The 23,796-nt window shown below is 57.7% G+C and carries 10 protein-coding genes and 1 pseudogene; 7 read left to right on the top strand and 4 right to left on the bottom strand.

Annotated elements, in window-relative coordinates; genetic code table 11:
- Positions 1-51 precede the first annotated feature (51 nt).
- From NMLP_RS07850 to NMLP_RS07835, 5 genes are all read left to right on the top strand, one after another.
- Positions 52-1,821, top strand: coding sequence for a sensor histidine kinase (locus tag NMLP_RS07850; protein ID WP_015409580.1), 1,770 nt, complete (start codon positions 52-54; stop codon positions 1,819-1,821).
- Between the two features lie 126 nt (positions 1,822-1,947).
- Positions 1,948-3,543, top strand: a complete 1,596-nt coding sequence (locus tag NMLP_RS07845; protein ID WP_015409579.1) for a helix-turn-helix domain-containing protein — start codon at positions 1,948-1,950, stop codon at positions 3,541-3,543.
- Between the two features lie 204 nt (positions 3,544-3,747).
- Complete coding sequence (locus NMLP_RS16015; RefSeq protein ID WP_269453322.1) at positions 3,748-3,873, top strand: hypothetical protein; 126 nt, start codon at positions 3,748-3,750, stop codon at positions 3,871-3,873.
- Positions 3,874-5,106 carry an RNA-guided endonuclease InsQ/TnpB family protein gene (locus NMLP_RS07840; RefSeq protein ID WP_015409578.1) on the top strand — a complete coding sequence of 411 codons (1,233 nt, stop codon included), beginning with the start codon at positions 3,874-3,876 and terminating at the stop codon, positions 5,104-5,106.
- A 460-nt stretch (positions 5,107-5,566) separates the two neighbouring features.
- Complete coding sequence (locus NMLP_RS07835) at positions 5,567-18,229, top strand: Ig-like domain-containing protein (RefSeq protein ID WP_015409577.1); 12,663 nt, start codon at positions 5,567-5,569, stop codon at positions 18,227-18,229.
- 304 nt (positions 18,230-18,533) lie between these two features.
- On the opposite strand, the gene NMLP_RS07830 is transcribed toward NMLP_RS07835, so the two are convergent.
- Positions 18,534-20,195 (bottom strand): ArsR family transcriptional regulator, encoded by a 1,662-nt coding sequence (locus tag NMLP_RS07830; RefSeq protein WP_015409576.1) that lies wholly within the window; start codon positions 20,193-20,195, stop codon positions 18,534-18,536.
- Between the two features lie 221 nt (positions 20,196-20,416).
- Between NMLP_RS07830 and NMLP_RS07825 the strand changes: the two genes are divergently transcribed.
- Positions 20,417-20,944, top strand: coding sequence for a winged helix-turn-helix domain-containing protein (locus NMLP_RS07825; protein WP_015409575.1), 528 nt, complete (start codon positions 20,417-20,419; stop codon positions 20,942-20,944).
- Position 20,945: 1 nt separating this feature from the next.
- Complete coding sequence (locus tag NMLP_RS16175) at positions 20,946-21,383, top strand: hypothetical protein (RefSeq protein ID WP_015409574.1); 438 nt, start codon at positions 20,946-20,948, stop codon at positions 21,381-21,383.
- Between the two features lie 93 nt (positions 21,384-21,476).
- On the opposite strand, the gene NMLP_RS07820 is transcribed toward NMLP_RS16175, so the two are convergent.
- The 3 genes and pseudogenes from NMLP_RS07820 to NMLP_RS16170 form a co-directional block, all read right to left on the bottom strand.
- The gene (locus NMLP_RS07820) at positions 21,477-21,692 is read right to left on the bottom strand and encodes a restriction endonuclease (RefSeq protein ID WP_015409573.1); all 216 of its coding nucleotides are present in this window, start codon (positions 21,690-21,692) and stop codon (positions 21,477-21,479) included.
- A gap of 195 nt (positions 21,693-21,887) precedes the next feature.
- Positions 21,888-22,166 (bottom strand): DUF3006 domain-containing protein, encoded by a 279-nt coding sequence (locus NMLP_RS07815; RefSeq protein WP_015409572.1) that lies wholly within the window; start codon positions 22,164-22,166, stop codon positions 21,888-21,890.
- A pseudogene (locus tag NMLP_RS16170) lies at positions 22,166-23,581 on the bottom strand (lamin tail domain-containing protein). Before NMLP_RS16170 ends, NMLP_RS07815 begins: the two are co-directional and overlap by 1 nt.
- Positions 23,582-23,796 lie beyond the last annotated feature (215 nt).

The raw sequence follows: 23,796 nt of genomic DNA, 5'->3' as shown, positions 1-23,796 counted from the left end.
CGGCACAGTCGAACTGAAATTATATAATATCTCTACTGCGTTTCGTCTTGTATGATCAGCGAGGTTCAAGCAGTCCTCCTCGTTCTCATCGTGAATCTCTTCGCGTACGTGGCCGTCACCCTCGTGGCGTGGTGGAATCGCCACAAGCCCGGCGTCTGGTACTTCGTGTTCGGTGCCGTCTTTATGATCCTCTTTTCACTGTCGGATATCGCCGTCCTCACCACGCGCAGCGTCGCACTCATCGAACGGATACAGGTACTCACGACAGGGCTCGCCCCGGCAGCAACGGCGACCTGGGTGTTGTTCGTTCTCGGATATCTCGGCTATCTCGCGGACGTCTCGCGGTGGCAGCAAGCGGCGGTGATGGGGGGAATAGTCGGGCTCCCACTGCTGTTGGCGGCTATTCCGGGCATATACGTCGAGCCGAGCGTCGCCTCGCTTTGGGGGACGCCGAGTTCGAGCCCGCGTTTCGACGCGGTCGGCTCGGTCGTTCTGCTATCGACACTCGCTGCGTTGTTGATGGGGAGTCTCCTCTTATTTCGAGCCGCACTCGCCCAGCGCGTCGTCAAAGTGCGAACCGCAGCCGTGCTCGCCGTTCCCGCGCTGGTGTTTCTCCTCGCTGCGACGGTCGGCATCGTCGGCATTGTCCCCCGAACACTTCCGTTGCCACGAGTCGTCGGACCGTTCGCCGCTGCGGCCTATTTGTATTTTTTCGCGGTCGCAGAAGGGTTCAGCGTGCTGCCCGCAACAGGGAACCTCGGAGTCGATCAGGCCTTCGACCAACTGGACGCCGGTGTCGTCGTCGTCGAGGACGATACCATCATCCGCTGTAACCCGACTGCTACGGAGTACCTCGGCCTTGAGCGTCCAAACGTAGCCACAGGTGAATCGGCGGCGGCTGTTCTCGGCGAGTTCGCAGGCCGCCCAATCGACGACCCGGTAGTCACCGTCAAGCAAAACGATCGCGTCTACGAGGTCACCCGCTCACAGATCCACTCCAGCGGGGTTGTACTGTTGATCCAAGACGTGACGACCCGGCGGGAGCGGCTGGAATTACAGCGCCAGAACGAACAGCTCGAACGGCTCGCCCACATTGTCTCACACGACTTTCAAACGCCGCTATCGACCGCGAATAAACTGACAACGCTACTCCGTCTCGATGAGGGCGTATCCGGAACGGAAGCCGCCCAAACCATCGACGATCTGGAGGCGGTCCACGACCGTCTGGCCACCTTTGCCGATCAGTTACCGACGCTGGCACGCGAGAGTGCATCGATCGGCGACCCCACAGACTGCGAGCTGGCAGACGTCGCGGCGTCGGCGTGGGACGTTGTCGAAACCGGACCATTGAAACTCGACATCGTGTCGTCGCGCCAGCTCATCGGTGACGACACCCGTCTCGAACAGGCCTTTCAGAATCTCTTCGAGAACGTCGTTATGCACGGTAACGTCCCTACCGAGTGGCCAAGGAATCGACCGGACTCGTCGACTGCGTCTGCTACGCCGCCGACCGACGTCTCGAACGCAGTCCAGCGTGAAACAAGCGCGTCGACGGTCACTGTCGGACGAACGGAATCGGGGTTCTACGTTGCCGACGACGGGCCGGGATTCGTTGCGACACAAGATGCGAAAATCTTCGACTACGGTATGAGTACCGGCTCCGGGTCGGGGCTCGGACTTGCGATCGTCCGCACCATCTTCGAGGCCCACGGCTGGGAGATCTCCGCGACCGAGAGTGCGAGTGGTGGGGCCCGATTCGACGTCCACATCGAAACAGGACCACCCGAAATCGAGACCGAAAACGCACATGTCGGTGGCTGAGCGGTGTCACATACCAGCGCTTGAAGGTATACAGCTTATATTCACGTCTATGATACAACCGAAACAAGAGCCGTGAACGGACGAACCGATGGGCGAGATGTAGCAACTGAGCCACTACTCGGCCCTATGCCGGTACTTCTCGTGGACGACGACCCGCAGTGGGCCCGAGCGACGGCTCGATTGCTCGAGACCACCGAGCCGAAGCTAAAGGTGACAATCGCGAATAGTCTCACAGCCGGACGCGAGGTGCTCGATGCGGAACCATGGCGCTGCATCATCTGTGATTATCAGCTGGGCGATGGGACTGGCTTCGATTTGCTGGAGGACGTCCAAGAGGAGACGCAGGACTGCCCGTTCCTCCTCGTTACAGGCAGGGGTGACGAACAGATTGCGAGTCAGGCGATCAGTCGGGGTGTCACCGACTATATCATCAAGAATCACGACGACAGCGAGGCAACGCTGATTGGCAACCGGGTGCGGAACGCCATCGCCTCCGCTAACTTCCAGCGGCAGTTGAGCCGGGAGTACCAGAGCAAGACGGCGATACTGGATCTGCTCCGCTCTACGACGCTGTCTGAGGGGCTTTTGGGACAGTTCTGTCGGATTCTGGTCGAGGAGAATCAGTATACCGGCGCTTGGATCGGCGCAGTTGACACGGATTCGGAACGTGCGGTCGTTCCACGAGCAGTCACAGGGTGTCAGGCGTATCTCGAGGCAGTAACTGGTTCGGCGGGCATTCGATCGGATAGTGCTGATCCAGCAACGCAAGTCCTCTCTCGGAACGAACCCGTTGTCGTTTCCGTGCCCGAGAGCCAAGACAGCGAGGGAGTCCCCACAGCGTACAAACTCGGCTCCGAGCGCTGGGTCGAACTCGCGCGTGAGCACGGATTTACTACTGCCGCTGCCCTCCCGATAACCTACGACGACGTTCGAATCGGAACGCTTTGTGTGTATCTCTCCCCAGACGATCCGCCGTTAACCGGACGCCGCTGGAAAACGCTCACCGAGTACGCAGACGTAATCGGCCACGCACAACACAACGAAGAATTGGCACAGTCACTGCTCGGCGACCCCAGCCAGTGGGTAGAACTCGAGATAACCGACCCGTCAGTTCCTCTAGCCGAACTCACGTCTACCCTCGGTGGCTCCACCTGCGCTCGTGTGCTCTCGACGCGCAGACGAGACGATGGAACCCTGCAGTACCTGACGATGATCGCAGATACCTCGATTGAGGAAGTTGAGGCGGCTGCTGAGGAATCGGGCACGTTCGAGTTGAAGTCGCCAGTCAAAACCGCAGATGGCATTCGCTGTGACCTCTACAGCACCGTATTCCCACCGGAAACAACGCTAGTGATTCATGGGGCGACAGTCGAGGAGGTCACCGCGACGGACGGAACGGTCCACCTCATATCAGCAGTGCCTGACCACGCTACTGCGACCACGATCGTTGACACGCTCGAAGAACAGTTCGAAACCGTCAGGATGACCGCGTTGTGGAACACCGAGAGGGAATCGATTGAGGAGCTACCGTCGCCGCTCGCCTCCCTCACTGACAAACAGGAATCTGTCCTCCGCCAAGCGTACTTCCGTGGGTACTTCGAGCGGCCCCGCCAAGTGTCCGCGTCCGAATTAGCCCAGACGCTCGGTATCGCTCGTGCAACGATGACACAACACCTCCGGGCTGCACAACGGAAGGTCTTCGACGAACTGCTAGACGAGTAATGGGCTGTGCACACGAGGCTAACGCCTGCGTTCAATTAACTGGAATTAGGCGCTAAGTCCCCTTCCTCAAGGAGCAACGCAAGGAGCGAAGCGACCGAGTAGCGCAGTAGGGAGGGGATACAGCGCCGCACGGTTCTCAAACACGTTCGTCGCCCGGCCCACGTAATCACAACTCTTATTTGTGTATTTTGTGTATAATATGTTGTGACAACGCGCAAGAACATCTCCATCCGAGACGACCAAGAGGAGTGGATACAGGAGAACCACCTGAATCTCTCCTCGTTCGTCCAAGAGAAACTGGACGAACTTATCGAGGAACGAGACTCATAGATGCACTACAACTACAAGTATCGGCTCGACCCACCGGAAGCCCTCGCGGAGACGCTTCTGCACCACGTCGATACTTGTAGGCAACTCTATAACCACGTCCTCTACAAACTCAACGAGTCAGACGAGATTCCCGCCCGCTACAAGGTACAGGGCACACTCCCCGACCTCAAATCGTGGTGGGACGACCTCGGAGACGTTCACTCGAAGGTGTTGCAGATGGTCGTCAAGCGCGTTTACGATAATCTCTCCACACTCAAGGCGAAGAAGGAGAACGGACGTGCCGTGAGAATGCTCAAGTGGAAACCGCCTCGGGATTACCAGTCGTTCACCTACAACCAGTCCGGCTTCAAACTCAAGAATACGAGTGGTCGGCCTGTCCTGTGGTTGAGCAAAATCGGAGAAATACCGATTCACCTCCACCGAGACATTCCTGAGAACGCGACCATCAAACAGGTCACAGTCAAGCAGGAACCGACGGGTGAGTGGTTCGCCACATTCGGTATCAACGTGGACGAAGCAACGCCTGAGAAACCGGAGACACCCGAGAAAGTCGTCGGGATTGACGTAGGCATCCTGAAGTACGCTCACGACACCGACGGGTACGCTATCGAGAGTCCTGACTTCAGCGACGAGCGTGAGCGGTTGGAACGCGCACAGCGCACCCTCTCGCGGAAACAGCACGGCTCAGCGAATTGGGAGAAACAACGCCGGGTCGTGGCCGAACGACACGTCGAATTGAAGAACAAGCGCCGTGACTTCCTCCACAAACTCTCGAACTACTACGCCCGCGAATACGACCTTGTGGCCGTAGAGAATTTGGACGCGAAGGGTTTGGTGGAACTACCGGGCAACTCGCGCAACCGTGCGGGTGCGGCGTGGGGGACGTTCCTGCGGATGCTCGAATACAAGTGTGAACGCGAAGGAACGCATTTCGTCGCCGTGACCCCTCGTGGAACGACGAAAGAGTGTGCATCCTGCGGCGTTTCGACTGACAAACCGCTTTGGGTGCGCGAACATTCATGTCCGTCGTGTGGGTTCGAGATGGACAGAGATGCGAACGCGGCGTGGAACATTCTTTCTCGCGGCCTCGAAGACGTAGGAGTGGGATACTCCGAATCAACGCCTGTGGAGACTGCGCTCCCTGTGGACACCGTTGTGTCTGCAAAGTGCGTCGTGGAAGCAGGAAGCCCCTGCCTCAAGGAGCAGCCGAAGGCGGCGAGTAGGCAGGGGTAGTTCACAAGGTCTATAGGCGGGACAGGGTGAGTGCATCGGGGCTTGACCCCGAGACGGTTCACTGCATCAGACATCGGCTTCGGCTTGACAACCATCCAGGTTTTCCGGCACGTGTCTGTCCAGAGTGCGACCAAAGTCGCTTAGACGCTCTGTTGTGCGTTGGTGACAATCTCCTAATGAGTGTGGACGGCACAGCTGAAGGTGTTCGCTGCGGTGATTGAATGAGGAAAGCCAGGAGGTCGTCCGCACTGGCACAATTAGCAGCGACACTGACGAGCCAGTCGCGAGTCCTGCCCGGAGATACCACCCCATGCTGGTATCCTTGTTATCAATCACAAACTGGAAACGCATCATATGCAGGCTGAATGCCACTCGCTACGGTTCGGACTGTCTCGGGGAGGGCTCACACGCCGAGTGGGGTCACTGAGAGTGCGGTCTGAGTAGCTGGTTGGGTGTACGTATGCATGACACACATAGGGTATTGATAACCGTGGTGCTCCTCGGAGCGGCTCTCGGGGGCACTCTGCCAATCCTCTCGCTAACAGGTGTTGCAGAGGGCTCTTCGTGCCCCTACAATCTGGGTGGCACTGAGATTGACGGCGCGTTAAAGATTGAGATCGACTGCGGTGGGAATATTGGAGTCGAGCGCTACGATGGGTCGTCGTTCGTTCGGCAGTACTACAACTTCGACGCCTCGGACACCGCAGTCTACGTTGACGGCACACTCTATGACATCCCTGGCGGGGGAACGGCCGATGCCGGAAATAACAATCTCGAGGTCTTCGATCAGTACACGACCAACGGTGGCGACACCGTCGTCACGGAGTACAGCGACCCAGGTGCGGGATTCACCCTCGTCCAGCGTGTCACGTACTCGGGTACCCAGCAGTACTTCGATATTACTTGGGAAGTGACAAACGTCGACGATAACGGTGGTGACCTCACCGGCGTTCGACTCCTCCACGGCAAGGACACCTACCTCGCTGGCGGAGACTTCGGGGAAGGGTTCTGGAACTCGGGGACGAATACGATCGGGGTAAAAAAGGACGTGAGCGGCGAGGAAAACCGGCTCACACTCCGCGGGATCACTGACCCGTACAATTACCAGAGCGACAAGTATAGCAGTATTAGGAGTAGCATAGCCAACGGCGAGCTAACCGAGAATGTCGACACGAGTTCCCACGACAACGGCTACGCGATGGAGTGGCGGATGAGCGCGCTTGCTGATGGGGATAGTTGGACAGTCAACGCCCGCGAGTCGTTCACGCTGTCGTCACTCGTTGTGACGCCCCCTAGTAAGCAGACACTCAGCGGTGACACCGTAGACCTCACCTTCGACGTTCAGAATACCGGAACTGCAGATACGACCGCGAGTTTCACCACGAGTGGGCCCAGCGGTTGGGGTATTACGACACCCGCCGAGAGGACGATTAGTGCCGGTGCCACGGAGCAAGTGACGATAACTGTGGATCCGCCAGATTCGGTGGTGCCACCGGGGTCGGACAGCCCCGGTGACTACGACGTGACGCTAACCGGGACGCCGTCCAGTGGGTCGTCGGACTCGGGGACCGGACAGATTGAGGTGCCAAACGATCCACCGACAGCGCGTGATGACTCGGCAAGCGCCGATGAAGATTCTCGTGTCACTGTCGATGTCGTCAATAATGATACCGATCCGAACGGAGATTCTCTGGCTGTAACCAGTATCATCAACGGTCCGTCCCACGGCTCTGCGCAAATAACTGGGCCAAGTAACGGCCAGATTCGGTTTGACCCGGGTGCCGACCAGAGCAGTGATGTCAGTATCACCTACGAAGTGAGTGACGGCAACGGTGGCACAGACACAGCGACACTTTGGGTTAGTGTCAATGACGCGCCAGAAGTGTCGTCGATCACGCGCGCCTCGCCGACGAATCAGGTCACCAACGCAGACAGCGTCGATTTCGATGTTACCTTCAGCACTGGGGTGAGTGGGGTGGACGAGAGTGACTTTACGCTTAGTGGGGACGCCAATGGTACTATCCAGGGCTTTGGGCCAACCTCCGCCAGCAATACAATCACGGTCACAGTCGCCTCGGTTTCAGGTGACGGCGAGCTCCGGCTGGACGTGACTGACGACGGCACAATACGAGACACGGCCAACAACGTCGCCTTAGGGGGTATAGGCACTAGTGGTAGCGCTGACGGTAGCTTCACCAGCGGCGAGAGCTACACTATCGACAACACCAAGCCAGGATTTAGTGCCGGCAGCAGTAACACCGCGTCAATCAGCGAAGAAAGCACAGCGAACAACTTCCTGAACATCGATGCCGGCGACGACGGCACGCCGGGGTCGGAAGTGTCCGACTACAGTCTCTCCAGCGCCGCCGGTACCGATGCCAGTAGCTTCAGTATCGACAGCAACACGGGCCAGATATCTCTCGACAGCGCGCTGGACTACGAGACTCCATCGGACGCAAACACCGACAACGAATATGAACTCATCGTGACGGCCACGGACGATGTCGGAAACACGAACACCCAGACGGTGACGGTGTCGATCATCAATGTGAACGAAGCGCCGACACTGGACACGAACGCGGGTATGACCGTCGACGAGGGGTCGAAGGAAAACCAAATCGCGAACGCGACTCTGGCCGCCAGCGACCTCGAACAGTCGGCCGAGTCGATTACTTATGACGTGGCTACCGCTCCCTCGGACGGCACGCTGTTCATCGACGGGAGTTCCGGCGGGACCGACGACGGCACGCAGGACGGTGAATCTGCCATCGGCACAAGAACGTTCACGCAGGCAGACATAGATGCCGGTAACCTCCTGTACAGCCACGGCGGTTCGGAGGCCAGCACTGATACGTTCGAGTTCGACTTGACAGATGGCACAAACACCGTGGCCGGAAACACGTTTCAAGTCACCATCGACAGCGTCAACGACGCGCCGAGGCTTTCAGTGTCGCCAACCGACCCAACGTTCACTGAAGACGGGAACTCTGTCGAGGTCTTTTCACCGCCAAACGTGGATGTCGTTGAAGACGGCCAGCAAATTGAGCGTATCGAACTCACCGTGAGCAACGTCATCGACGGCTCGGCAGAGAAACTGATCGTCGATGGCAGCAGCGCGGCCCTGACTGACGACACTGTCCTGACAACGAGCAACAATGGACTCGATGTCAGCGTCGAAGTCTCAGAGACCACTGCCACGGTCACGGTCGATGGTGGGTCGGTCAGCGAGACGACCGCGAACACGATCATAGATACCCTCGCGTACGAGCACACCGGCGATGACCCGACTATCGCCCTAAACCGGCGAATCACGATTACAAAACTCACCGACGACGGTGGGGCCACCAACGGCGGTGACGATACGGCTACGTTTTCGACGTCGAGTAACGTGTCTATCTCGAGCGCCAACGACGCGCCGACGCTCTCCACAGACGCGCGCTCGCTCAGCAACATCGACGAGGACGCAGCCGCCAACAGCGGCACGCAGGTCAGCACGATTCTGTCTTCGGCTGGCAGTACGGGCGACGCCGAAGGCGACACGCTGGGAATGGCCGTCATCAGCGTCGACGACACCGACGGCAGCTGGGAGTACTCTACCGATGGCGGGAGTTCTTGGAACACAGTTGCCTCGGCTTCGCCTTCGGGCAGCAGCGCACTCCTGCTGGCTGACAACGACCTCGTTCGGTTCGTTCCCGGTGCCGATTTCTCGGGCAGTGCTGGCGGGTCGCTCACGGTACGTGCGTGGGATCAGTCGAGTGGATCGGCAGGAGACAGCGGTGCCGACGCAGGCTCACACGGCGGGACAACCGCTTTTTCGAGCAATACAACCACGGTGGGTATCTCCGTCGACGATGCTCCCGAAGTCACGTCTATCACGCGCGCCTCACCGACAAATCAGAACACGAACGCGGACACCGCCAAGTTCGATGTGAGCTTTTCGGAACTCGTCTCCGGCGTGGACGACGGCGACTTCGCCCTCACCGGCACCGCCAGCGGGAACATCCAGAGTTTCGGTCCACGGAGTGGAGTGGACACGATTACTGTCACTGTCGATTCTGTCAGCGGTGATGGATCGCTCGGCCTCACCCTTACCGACGACGGCACAATTACGAGCGACAACACCGACGTCGAACTCGGTGGAGTCGGCCACACTGATAGCTATGGTGACGGCAGTTTCACCAGCGGCGAGAGCTACACCATCGACAACACGGCACCGACCCTCGTGGATGCGACAAAAATCGACGACACAACCATCGAAATCGCCCTTTCAGAGAGAAACGCAGGATTCGATGTTTCGTCCATCGAGCAGGGTGACTTTTCGCTGGATTCTGGGACGATCTCCAGCATCGAAAAAGCCAGTCTCTCCGACGGAGACACCGGCACCCAGACAGTCATCATCAATTTGGATTCTGCCGTCGACGACGACACGGTCGCTATCAGTCTGCAACCAGACGGCATCGAGGACTTGAACGGCAACACTCAGATCAACGGGTCGGTGAGCGCGTTTAGAATGGACAGTGTTGCGCCGACGCTTGCGGATGCATCAAAGGTGGACGCAACCACGGTCGAGGTCAACATTTTCGACGGCGGCAGCGGCATCGACAAGGCTAGCATCGACCAGAGCGACTTCACTCTTAGCACCGGCACTATCAGTTCAATCGACACAAGCGGCGTCTCCGACGGTGCGACCGGCACGCAGACAGTGACACTCAATCTCGACGCTCCGGTCGATACGAGCACTCTTTCGGTAGGCCTCTATTCGGACGGAATCGATGACAAGAATGGAAACACACTGAGCAGTGGGTCGACCAGCGTCTCAGGAATGGACGGTGTCGCACCAACGCTCGATGGGGCTTCGAAGATCGACGACACGACCATTCAGGTTACACTCACAGACGGGGTCGATATTGACGAAAAAACTATCGATTCGAGTGATTTCTCGCTGAATACAGGCTCGATTTCCTACATCACGCCCGCTGAGAGTGAGTCGAACACGAGTGTCACACTCAAGCTTGCATCCAAGATCGACGCCGACACGGTCGACGTCTCGATTGTCGGCAGCATCGAAGATATCAACGGAAATTCACTCACAGCGGGCACCCAAACCGTCTCGGATATAGACGGCGTCGCGCCAACGTTGGATCGTGCATCAAGCGTCGACACCACTACTATCAGGGTCGACATCTCAGACGGCGGTAGTGGCATCGACAAGGCAAGCATCGACCCCGGAGACTTCATCCTCAGTTCGGGATCGATCAGCGAAATCGACACGAGCGGTGTCACTGACGGGGCACCCGGTACGCAGACAGTCATTATCCATCTCGAGTCGCCCATCGACGCCGACAGTGTCTCTGTCAGTCTGCAATCCGACGGAATCGATGACAAGAATGGCAACGCACAGACCAGTGGGTCGGCCAGCGCCTCGAGCATGGACGGCGTCGCGCCCACACTGAACGATACGTCGAAGATTGACGACACCACGATACAGGTCACTTTCACAGACGGAGTCGATGTCGACGAGACATCTATCGACGCGAGTGATTTTTCCTTGAGCAGCGGTTCAATTGCATCGGTTACGCCCCGCGAAACTGAAACAGGCGCGGCTGTGGATATTGACCTCAGTTCTCCAGTCGACACTAACAGTGTCAACATATCGATTACCGGGAATATCAACGATACCAGTGGCAATTCGCTCACTTCAGGCAGGAGAACAATCTTTGATATGGACGGTGTCGCACCGACGACAGCGTCGTTCAACGTCAGCAACCCGTCGAAACAGAACGTGTCGATCTCGTTCGAGAGCGATGAACAACTCTCGATAATTAACATATCAATCAGTGGTGCCGAGTCTACGATACTCACTCGATCGGATTTCATCGAGGGTGACAACCATGACGGCACCTACACATATACCGCGATGTTCACCGGCTCGAGTGACGGCGACTACACCGCGACACTCCAGACAGCCGAAGACAGCAGCGCCAATGATGGCGCCAATGGAGAGTCAGACAGCATCACTGTGGACACCACTGCACCGACGGTATCCTCATTTAGCGTTTCGAACCCGTCCGGACGGAATGTACAGGTACGCTTCACCACGGATGAACAACTCGCTACGATCGCTGTCTCGGTGAGTGGCGTCGAATCTGCCACGCTCTCAGCCGGCGACTTCTCCGAGACCGATAATGGCAACGATACCTACACGTACGAGGCTACCTACGACGGTTCGAGTGATGGTCGCTACACCGCCACGCTGGACACCGCCGAAGACGCAGACGGCAACGACGGGGCGAGCGGTGACTCCGACAGTGTCACCGTAGATACGACGGCTCCAATCGCCGAGGCTGGAAGTTCTCAGACCGTCGATGAGGGAGTGACCGTATATTTTGACGGAACCAACTCGACAGACAACCTCAATATCACGGGCTACTCGTGGGAATTTGGTGACGGCGCAACGGCTTCTGGCCCGTCACCTGTGTACACATATGTTCAGCCGGGCACGTACACAGTGACACTGACAGTCACCGACAGGAACAATAACACTGCCACGGACACATTGACTGTCACCGTCGAAGACACCACTGCTCCGAGCGCCGACGCCGGTGACAATCGCACCGTCGAGAAGGGAAGGAGCGTCCAATTCGATGGGACCGACTCGACCGACAACGTCAATATCACGACATACGAGTGGCGATTCGGCGACGGTACGAATACCACTGGCCCGACACCAACCCACACCTACTCTCGACCAGGCATCTACACCGTGGCGTTGACTGTCTCCGACGACGGCGGGAATACCGATACGGACACGGTCGTGGTGACGGTTGCTGCGAATGGTAGTCTCGAAATCGATACTACTCGAACCAACCAGAGCCTTATTGCTGGGAACACCGCCACGGTTGCGGTGAACGTTACGAATTCCGGTCCAGTCGCCATACTGGAACCACTCACCTTGTTTGTGAACGGTACTCAACGTGCGACTGCCAGTGCTAACCTTGCTCCAAACGAGACCGCCACAGTTGAGTTCCAGATCGGGACGGATCCGTCTACCACAGATGACCTCACGATCACTATCGAGGGCAGTGAAAACAATGCAACGAAGATTATCCCGGTCAGCGCGCCCACCGATTCGTTCGTTGTTATTTCGGCGATTGAGACGAATTCACCAATTCTCACCGCGAACTCGCTGGTCGTCACGACCAAAGTAAAGAATGTTGGGCAGACGGCCGGTACACAACCGCTCACCTTCTCTGTCGGGAATCACACCCAGCAGACATTGGTTACTCTTGGGCCAAACGAAACATCTCAAGAGACGTTTTCGTGGAATCCAACTGCTGAACAGGCCGGCGTTTACACGCTTGAGATTACGACTGGTCGTGACACGGCTACTGCCGACGTTTCGGTCGTGACGCTCACGGATGCCACCCCGAGAGTCAACACTACTGGCCTTCCCGACGTCCTTGATTTCGGCACTCTTCGCCTCACCGAAACGGCAGCACAGACAATCAAAATCCAGAACATAGGCAATGTAACCCTTCGGACAGAAGCCGAACTCAGGGACAACGCTGCGAGGCAATTTAATATAAGTGAGCCAGCAGGTGATGTCGCCCCCGGCACAACGGAAGCTCTGACAGTCACATTCGATCCGAGTACGCGCGGGGGTGACCTGACTGCAAATCTCACAATCAATACTACGGACCCCGATACGCCGACACAGACAATCACACTCCGTGGTGCTTCCGAATCTCCCCTCATCAACGTGGCCCCGGCAGACTCCCTAGATTTCGGCAGGAGTACGCCGGACCAAGCAGGCTCTACTATGTCTAAGGACATTATTATTACAAATGACGGCAACGCGGCTCTTGAAGTCACCAATCTTAGCCTTGGCTCGGGCGACAGCTTCGAAATTGACACGACTGTGCCACTGACGATAGCTGCGGGGAACTCCCGAACCATCTCGCTCACCTACACCGTGCCTGAGACCGGTGGCACGGTGACAGATAGTCTCACGATATCGTCGAGCGACCCAGAGACTGACACAGTAAGCGTTCCACTCCGGGCGGTGGTCAAAGAACCCAGACTATTCACGCAACCGGATAGCATCGCGTTTGGCAACCTCTCGATCGTCCCACCGGATACGACCGGCAACGTATCCCGTGAGCAGATCACCGAAAGACGCCTCTACCTCCAGAATACCGGCAATGTCCCACTGTCGAATCTGACAGTGGCTTTTGCCTCTGACACCAAAGCGTTCAAACTCGCTTCCGATGGGGATTTTGGGACCCTCTCACCGAGTGATTCAGGAAAATTCGTCGGCATTACTGCTATCGCCAACCAGACAACACTCGGCGAGCAGTCGGCCACACTCGAAATAACCGCGGACGAATTGCCCTCACCAGCTGTCATAAACGTCACAATGACCGCAACAGCGCCGTCGGCGGCTGTCACCGATAGCATCACCCTCGACGACACGGCAGTCGGCGGAGCAACCACTGCCGCAGTTCAGATTAAGAACACGGGCAACGCCACGCTTGCGGTGAACACTTCTGCCGGTTTCAATTCCTCTGAGCAGCGGTGGGTGACCATCTTGGACACAGGGCATCAGCAGCTTGCACCAGGCGAAACCACAGCCGTCCGCCTCCAATTTGCGCCTGATGCTGCTACGCCGCTCACCGGTGACCTGATCCTGCAAACGAACGATCCAACACTTCCAGCTGGCATGACAACAATAGCGGTCACCGGTACCGGCATCACGTCGAACCTCACAGCCGTGCCGTCAGCCCCTGAGTTCAACGCTGTTGGCAATGGGACACGCGCGACGCGGACTGTTAGTCTCACTAACGACGGCCAGTCAGCTATCAGTAATCTGACTGCGACTATGCTTGGTGACAGTCCAGAGCAGTTCACAGTTGAGACGGACCTGACGAACGTCTCACTTGCGAGCGCGCAGCGTCAGCCGGTCACTATCCGCTTCGAACCGACTACTCTTGGCGAGAAGACGGCTTTAGTGACGTTTACTGGCACGAATGAGAATGGGCAGACGACAACCACGACAGTACCGCTCGTGGGAGATTCCACGCCCCCTGAGCTCGAACTCACTCGCGATACGATTGCCTTCGGACCGGTCAGCGTTGTCAGCGAACCCACAACACACAGGGTTGGCATTATAAACAACGGCACTCGAGGAACGACACTCACAATCGAGAATGTGCGCCTCGCTGACCCATCCACACCGTTTGAAATCGCGACGGCACCCACCGGAACCAACCTTGCTAGTGGTGAGCGCGCCGATGTAGCGGTCAGGTTCGCCCCCAAGGATTCTCAGACCGGTATTTTCAGCACGGAGCTCGTGATCAACACGAGTGACCCCGAGTCACCGACAGTGCGACTGCCGGTCAGTGCTGAGAGTCGCGCACCCGAGGCCGTTATCAGGAGTGAAAATATATCGAGCAGAAAGATTCCCATCGGAGACTCGACCGAGGCGTCCGTGACGCTGGCAAATGACGGGAACGATGTGCTCACGATAGAGGCCGTCTCGATAGAAGGTCCTGATGCCGGTGTTGTCAGCCTTACCCGCTCCCATGATGGTCGGATACTTGCCCCGGGCAGCGAGCGACAAATCACTGTCGAAGTTACCCCCAGTCGGACGGGACCCCTTGCTGCCGCCCTCAAAATTCAGACAGATGACCCGTTCGGACTCACCCACACGAACGGGACAGCTATCGCGGATAATGCTGTGCCTCTAACCGTGACGGGAGTGACCCCAGCACTGTCGGTCACTCCGACGAATACAAGCGAGATTACTATCGGAGAGACGCCTGTGGGAAGCACTGCTAGCAAGAGCGTCCGTGTCGCAAACACTGGTGACGCGCCGCTGATAATTGCGGCCCCTGAGATCAGGGCCGACAGCACCGATGTGTTTACACTTTCGACGGGGCCGACCAAGGGAGTCACTACGATCGGGCCCGGCGAGTCACTCCGATACAGGGTTAGATTTACTCCAGAGACTACAGGGACTGCAACAGCGAGACTCGTGTTCCCGACGACAAACGACGACAACGTGGAACACCTGACGTTTGATCTGAGTGGGAAGGGGATTAACGCCGACGTCACAGTCTCGCGTGATTTTGTTGAGTTCAAGCAGGTTGAACACGGGAACAGCAAGACTGCTTCATTCAGCATCCACAACGATGGTGCTGTGAACACTACGGTGACTGACGTTGTCATCGCTGGCACCGACGCTAACTTCTTCGAGACAAGTCTCGAGACCGGCACAATCATTGAGGCTGACACGACCCGAACAGAGTCAGTCACGGCGACACCGACTATTGCGGGCGACCTTACTGCTGTCATGGGCGTGAGTTTCAGTGACGGGACCGACCGGACAATCACCCTCCGGGTGACTAGTGTTGAAGCTGAACCAGATATATCAGATAAAGTACAGTTTGCAGACACACGGGTGGGACACCGCTCAGAGCGATTCGTTACACTCGGTAACAACGGCAACAGACCATACACGATTGAGTCGGTTTCGGTCACTGGTGACATAAATCAGTTCGGACAGAACCTCACTGCGAATCTCGAGGGTAAGACAGTAGCTGGCGGAGACACCATTTCGGCACCGCTGGTGTTTGCACCAACTGACGATGACGAGGCACTCAACGGGAACAACTCTTCGTTGATGCTTGTGATTACAACTGATGTGGATGCCACGACTCACACAGTTGCTGTCGACGCGATGGGCGTGACGCCAGATTTCACCGCCCCTGATGTAATGCAATTCGGCGAAGTCCCGCTTGGAAAACGAGTCACGCGCAATATCACGGTGAGAAATACGCCGAATGCGACAGCACCCATCACGCTTGAAGACACGACGCTTGGAGGAGAGGATCCTACGGACTTTGAGATTGTGAACCGTGACGCAATTGCAGAAAAGTCACTCAAACCAGGCGAATCTGTCGAGATTGCGGTTGCATTCACTCCGTCTGAGCCGGTGAGGCGATCGGCTTCGCTCCGTCTGGAGACGAACGATCCACGACAGCCGTCGAAAATCATCAGCCTCACCAACTCGGAAACGTACGTCGTCGTCAAGTTCGGTAGCGTGCTAATTGACTACTTTAATACCGATGACGGAAGTTTGCCAAAGACCGATGTGTACGATGGAATCGAGCGAGACGGAGCGTTTGACTCGTTTAACCTGACTGCTGCTCGCGATGGAGATATCTCCGTCAAGTTCACAGACGTGACGGCCGAAAACGAATCGACGGCATTAGCTGCTGGATTCGCTGAATATGACCGCTCGAAATTCGACTCAAAATTCGACACGGTACGGATTTTTGAAACTAAGTCGAGTTTATCGGCGGCAAATTTCACCAAAGGAACCCTCGAGTTCCGAGTCACGAAAGCCACACTTGACGAGGCTGGTGTGGATATCACCAACCAGACGGACGTCGAGAATTCTGTAGGTGTGTTCCACAGTCACCAGAACGCAGAATTCGAAACGCAAAACACGACGCTCGTCGCTGATCGCGGGACATCATTAATTTTCGAAACAACGTTTACAACGTTTTCGACGAGCACAGTGAGCATCAAATCATTCAACCCCACGCTTGACACAGTGAACATACCAGCGGAGGTCTCAGTCGGCGAGTCAATCACAGCAGACGCAACGGTCACAAATGTTGGCGGTCACTCTGGCGATGCCGTGGTCGAACTGGAGGTGGATGGGACCCAGCACGATAGTTCGACACAAGCGCTGGCTGCGGGTGCTACTCAGACGGTCTCGGGTCTGGAAAGCACCGCGACCGATTCGGCTGGCACAGTCAATATAACAGTAACATTTATAAATGATGAAACCGGCGAAGAAATCGGCGAAAAGAGAAAGACAGTGTCAGTTTCTCAGGCACCCACTGCCTCGCCAGAAGGCCCCGAAAATACACCCTCCGGCGGAGAGAGTGGGACACCACCGGATAGAGACGGAGAGACCGTAGGAAGCCGTACATCGGTATCCATTGGCGCCACGGGAGTTCAGCAACCTGATGACAAGGATGGGAGAGCCACAACTGGTGAGACTGACACGGGGCGCGTCGAACCGCGGCCGCCTATCACGATCTCGGTAGAGAACCCCCGACCGGGCCAGACACTTGTTATCAACAGGACTGGGGCCGTAATCGTTGATCAAGGGGCGACAGCGGCCAGTGACTCTATCGACAGAGCCAGCGCTGGCGGCAGGACCGAGTTCGCACCGAACAACTTCAGAATAAACCAGTTGACCGTCGATATTGACACCGACCGCAACTTTGAGCTGTCGGTGACAGCATACAAGCACGACCTGACGCCAAGTGCGTCGATACTGAGGGGTGACACGGCATCTGCCCAAGCTGAGACGAGGGGTGTCTCCAACGATGTCCGGACGGCCGCGCAGTCATTCGAGAGCCAAATGGGAACCATCTCGGCAGGCTACCTGAAAATCAACACCACGCTCGCTCCTGAGCAAGTCACCAACGGGTCCATCGAATTTAGTATTCGAAGGTCATATCTCCACGAGTTAAGCGTTGAACCCGAAGACATAACGCTCTATCACCGGCTTTCCGACGGCAAGTGGGAGGAGCGTGCCACTGCGTACCGTAACAGTGGTGAGAGGTACCACCACTTCAAGAGAACAACGTCCAAATTCTCGATGTTCGTGATTGATACTGACGCCCCTCAACTGGACGTAACTAATAGCCGCCTCGCTAAGACGAAAATCGAAACCGGAGAGACGGTGACAGCCACCGCAACCGTCACCAACCGCGGACTGACTGCGGGAGAGACGACTGTCAATCTCACGGTCGGTGGTGCAGTTGTCGATACTGAGACTGTCGTCGTTGAGAGCGGTGACTCAAAGGATGTAACGCTATCATTCGATGGTGGGGAGCCCGGCAAGTACGATCTCACTGTGGGAGGGAGTGATCTCGAAACACTCAGTATTGAAGACGCCGAGGAGGCCACGCCGAGTCCAACTCCAATGAACGGCGATACGCCTTCGGCAGGGGCTATCGATGGCAGTTCACCGCTGCTCGCCGTGACGATACTACTCCTGGTATTGCTGGCACTCGGTCTGTGGTGGCGCCGTACCGAGTGATACGGAATGACGTCCTTCCTATAAATCGGCGCTTAGGAATACGATGCTCTCCACGGCGGTTGTCTCCCGGAGCTCACGCAGTGTGCTGTGGTCAGGATTGGTGAACGTCGAGGACACGATAGCGAAATAGATGCGGCGAACGCGTTGATCGCGCAACTGCCGGGCGTGTGTCTCAATGTACTCCCGAATCGCTCGGTCATCTGTGGCGATAGAATAGCCGTCTCCGCGGACCTTCGCGTCGACTCGTGATCTCCGAGATAGTGGCCGGTCGCCATGCTCTCCGGCGCAACGACGATGTGTGGAATTACCGGTCAATCGATCCGGCCCGCCGGTACGTATTGAGCCGACCGCTGCGGTCGACAGTGATCTGCCCCTCCTCCTCGAGCTTCCGGAGTTTGTTGTAGATCCGGTGGTCTGGAAAATCCAGCTCTTCGCGGAGGTCTTCGATCGTTTTCGGGGCCTCCAACGAGACGAGCAGCGCGTTCTCGAGACAGTACGAGACGAGCCGCTCCGTGATTGGCGCGACAATGTCGTGCCGTTCCTCGAGGACGTCGAGCGTATCGAGCACAGCAAACGAGAAGAGTTGACCGGTGCGGTCCTCCTGGGCCTTGATCTCCCGGAAGATGCTCTCCCAATCGAGGTCGGCTCGCCTGGCGATCAGTGCGGCGTCTTCGAGGTCGCCCTCGCGCTCCGTGATCGATTTGAACACGAAGATGTCGGTCAGCGAGAGCAGATGCACGTGGAGATTGTCGTACTCGAATGACTGGTCGCACCGCTCGATCATCGCCGGCGTTAGCTGGAGCTGGCCGGCAACTGCCTCCACGAAGATGTCCCAGCGCGGACACCCCTCCTTTTCCAGTACGAGACTGGGATCGAGCTGGTCGTATGCCGTTTTCAGATCGCCACGCTCCTCATATCCCAGTTCCTGAAGCGATTCGGCGAGTGCGAGGAACGTCTGTCCGTCGTCGACGACGAGGTCGACGTCTTTCGTCGAGTCCTTCAGGCCACGCAGGATGAGGTTGCCACCCCCGAGAAGATACACGTCGACGGGCGTCTCCAGATGTGCTCCAAGCTCTTCGAGCCCCCGTCGAAGGCTATTTTCCGGGTGTTGGCCGCGGGGGTACACCCCATAATCGTTCGCGAGATCGACGAACTCCTCCCACGGGAGAAAGAGCTCCTCGTGGTGGACCTCCCGCTGGTCGATGTATGCAAAGAGGTCCGCCCACTTCTCGACGCAGTCCCACCTGTTTGCGAGCCGCCACAGCTCGCTGGCCTCGAGGGTCGCGCGATGCGTGAGATAGAACACCCCGGCCATCGCCATCTGTTTTTTCGTCTCTGCGACGGTCACCGCATGGATCAAAACCGCTTCGAGCTCGAGCGAACGGTCGCCTCGGTGGGCGTATGTCTTCGCCGGGTGGTAGTCGACGCCGTAGCGGGTGAACGCCGAGAACGCCGTCGGCGTTCCGTCGATGGTGTCCTTGCTCGTCGCGACGAGTCGGTCGCCGTTCGCGCGGTATTCCGTTTCGAACGGTGTCGTTCGGGTTCTGGCTCGGAGAAACGACCGAAGCGTGTCATCGGCGACCGCGTACCCGTCGTCCGTGCGTGTGATCGCACCGGTCTCCTGGATTTCGTTCACGTGCTTGTAGAGGGTGGATGTGGCGAATCCTTGCTGTTGTAACTCCGAAATCGTCTTCGGACCGTCGAGAAGCGCATCCAGAATGTCCTCTTTCGTCCCTGTCAGCACGTTTTCGAGTGCGTACCGGTCGAGCAGCTCGGCAAGCAGCGTCGCTTCGTACGTGGTGGCCAGCTGTACGCCATCGGTTCGGTCCACGAGGTGGTCGGTTTCGAGATCGCCAACGACCTCCGACGTCCAGCTCTGACTTTTTTCGATCGCATCGGCTAACTCGCCAACCGAGTAGGACCGATCCCGCAAACAGTCGAGAACCCGTAGCTCTGCTTCCCTCATATATTCTGTTCTCACCGAATTGTTTATAAATATATCGGTGAGGATAGAATAAAAACGCGTTCGTGCGCAATCCGAGTGGCCAACCGGTGAGACGATTGAGCAAGCTTGTTCCCGGGAGACAATTCGGTCTGTGGGTCCAAATCAAACGCAAGCCTGAGAACGTTTTTATGAATATTTGAGCAATATAAGGATATATTGAAACCCAGCGCATCTATGCTACTATGACCGAATTCAATCCAACTCCTGAGCCTGAGACCGACCAGCCACGATGGCAGGAGGGCTCAGACACATTTAGCCGTGTCTACGATGTAGCTCTCGGGGTCACATCCCCGACAGCGTACACTGATCTCGCGGAGCTCGCGGACTGCTCTCCGAATACAGCAAAAAAGCATCTCGATCGTCTGGCGGAGATGGGTATTGTCCGTGCGCATCGCGAGAACCGCCCTGCAACGTACGAACGAAACGCAGGGTATCTCGAATGGCAGGATGCGAACCGGATTGCCGCTGACCTCTCTGTCGACGATATCCTCGACCGGGTTTCGGACCTCGAAGCGCAACGCTCCGAGTACGAAGAGCAGTTCGGCACGTCCGATCCAGATACCGTCTCCGTCTTTGAGGCTGGTGACCACGAGACGATTCACGAACGTATGACGGCGGTGAGTGAGTGGAAAGGCGTGATTCGCGACCTTCGTCTGTACGAACTTGCCCGGCGACTCTCGCAAAACGACGGCCATCTGATCCCTGCTTGAGATGAGTCCTCCCACAGAGGATTCAGGGCCCGACCCGACAGGCCCCCCTGATCGGCAAACGTTGCGTCTTTTCGAGCGACAACTTGCATCGGATTCACTGGTCGCCGAGACTGTCTTCGAGCCGGATCCGTATGAGCCTCGATTACTGCGAGCGGTACTAGACGCAGGCCAGTATCCCGGAGTCGTGACCGCAGTTCGAGTCGATATCCGGTGGTTCACGACGGATGACTTCTCGATTCACTACCTCGAAACACGGGATGGTGACCACTGGGAGTGCCGGTGGGACCGACACCCAAACACGCACAACACCCGGGTACATGTTCACCAACCGCCGACAGGTGATGACATCACTGATCTCGAACTCTCTTCGCATCATCCACTCGCTGTGTACTCAACAGTCTTTGATGCGGTTGAGCAACGTATTGAATCTCTGTGGTGACCGCTGTAGTAACCATCGCAAGTGATTACACATCGGTCGCACTACTGTCGTGCGATCGAGTGTGCAGTGTCTCCTGATCGCCACTATAGTCTCTCAAGAACCCACTTGTTTGTCCCCACCATCCGTTGCGATCACGTCGATTCCACGGTCGCCTGGCTCCCCTACTACCCGCGTGTTCCAACCGAGATATTCCCAGACGTCGCCGACAAACAACTCAAAATCGTATGGATCCATCTGCTGGAGCCGTCGCCGGAGGTAGTCATGCGAGGGGGTCGCATAGTCGGTCGTGTCGTCGGGAGAATCAGACATACGCAGTCGACCACCTACACCGGCATATCACGGGCAACGACGTAACACTAGCTGTGAACCGACTCTTCATTTTTGTTGGGGACAGCCTTCCTATTTTTATCTCCACACAGATCACACACTTGGCGAGATGGCTGGCTTGTCGGAGGTCAAGAAAAAGCTCCTCCGTCTCAGTGTGTAGTTCTTCGAATCTCGGAGTCACTCGTCCTCGTCGGGCCGCTTCGAGAGTCGATCGAACCGCTCTCTCGCACTCTCTCGTCGCCGCTTGGTCTCCTCGGAGTCGTATGCGGCCTCAACTAGCGCTTCGTCGAGGACTTCGACGGCCAACACCGCCCCCGTCTCGCGACCGTCCTCCGGGAGCGCCTCGGTCTCGACGACGAGTTCGTAGAGATCGCCGGAGTCGTCCGCTAGCTTGAGGCGCGCTAACGACCCCTCGAATTCGTCGATTACTGCCGTGTAGGAGCTATCGGGAATCATCAGTACCCCTCCGTGAGGACCTGCTCGCCCGCGTCGTTCGTCACGATCACCGTGTCACCATTGTTGTTCCAGATCGGTCGGCCCGAACCCCAGTACAGCTCCGTCGCGGTGTCTTCCCCGCTGCCGGTTCGAAGCGTCACCTCCGCGCCCGGATCGAGAACCGTCCCATCGGGGAACGTGTACGTCGCCCCGGCGTCGTCTTGGACCGTCCACCCCGAGAGATCGATGGGCGCTTCGCCCGTGTTCTCGAAGACGACGTACTCGTCGTTGCGGTTCTCCCTGTCGTCGCCCGCGGCGTCGTAGTTGAATTCGGCAACGGCGAGTCCCTCTGCTGGCCCCTCGTTCGTGTCCGTCCCCTCCACGCCGCCGTCCGTGGCGACCGGCGTGGACTCGCGCACGCCGCCGGAAGCGTCGATGACGGCCCGCTCGCGGAGGCCGCTCGGATCGCCCGGTTCGATCGCCGTCCCGTCCCGCAACGACAGCGGCGCGGTCGGGGCTGTCTGTTGGGTGCCGACGCTGACGTGGGTACCGTTGCTCTGGAAAACGGTGGTGCCGTGGGTGGCCGTCCAGTAGGTCGTGATCGACCGCGTCGCGCGCCGCTGGAGCGTCTCGTCGTGTGGATGGCCGTACTGGGAGTCGTACGACGGGGAAATCACGACGGCCTGTGGGTGGGCTGCGTCGAGCAACGCCGACCCGGTGCTGCTGGAACTGCCGTGGTGGCCAGCCTTCATGACGGTCGTTTCGAGTCGGTCGCCGTACTCCTCGACGAGGAAGGCCTCACCTTCAGTTTCGGCGTCGCCGGTGAACAGCATGCTCGTTTCGCCGTGGCGCACCTGGAGGACGAGGCTGTTCTCGTTTGGATCCTCGCCGGCGAGATAGCCCTCGGGCGGCCCGAGGACGTCGGCACTGACGCCCGCCATCGGAATCTCGTCGCCGGCGTGGGCCTGGATCAGCGTCACGTTGTGTTCTTCGACGGCGTCGAGGTACTGGTCGTAGGTCTAGGTACTCGAGGTGATGCCGGGATCGTAGACCGCGCCGACGCCGTCGCCAGTCGTCTCGAAGTGGGTGATGACGTCGGCGTGGCCGCCGATGTGGTCGGCGTCTGGATGCGACGTGACGAGATAATCGAGGCGGTCGATACCCAGCGTTTCGAGATACTGGATGACGTACTCGCCGTCGTCGTTGAAATGCCCCGAGTCGATCAACATCGTCTCGCCCTCGGGGCCGATGACGAGGACGCCCGCGGCTTGCCCGACCGCGATGTAGTGGACCTGGAGTGTGCCCTCGGCAGGGGGCGTCGGCTGGTCGCCGTCGTCGTCCTGTGGCGTGTCGCCGGCTGGCAGGCCGCCGGTACAGCCCGCAAGGGAGACAGACAACAGAAGGACGACAACGGTCGCGACGTGGAGACGCTTCATACTCCATTCGATGGGGCTGGAGGTCTATTAAATACATTTCAAGTGGAGCTACAGTCAGCAGACAAAAGAACCGCTCCAGTCGTCTTAACCAACAAAAGTATGAATTCGTCGTTTGTGTTGGTTAACACGGGGAGGGTTGATGTCCTACGAACCCCCGACCCCACCGGCAAGCCTCCCGACAGAGATCGTCGCCAACAATCTACGCCACAAGAGCG

The organism is Natronomonas moolapensis 8.8.11, from assembly GCF_000591055.1.
In the GTDB taxonomy this organism is placed as follows: Archaea; Halobacteriota; Halobacteria; order Halobacteriales; family Haloarculaceae; genus Natronomonas; species Natronomonas moolapensis.
The sequence above is the reverse complement of the archived record's forward strand: the minus strand, read 5'-3'. Positions and strand labels throughout refer to the sequence as shown.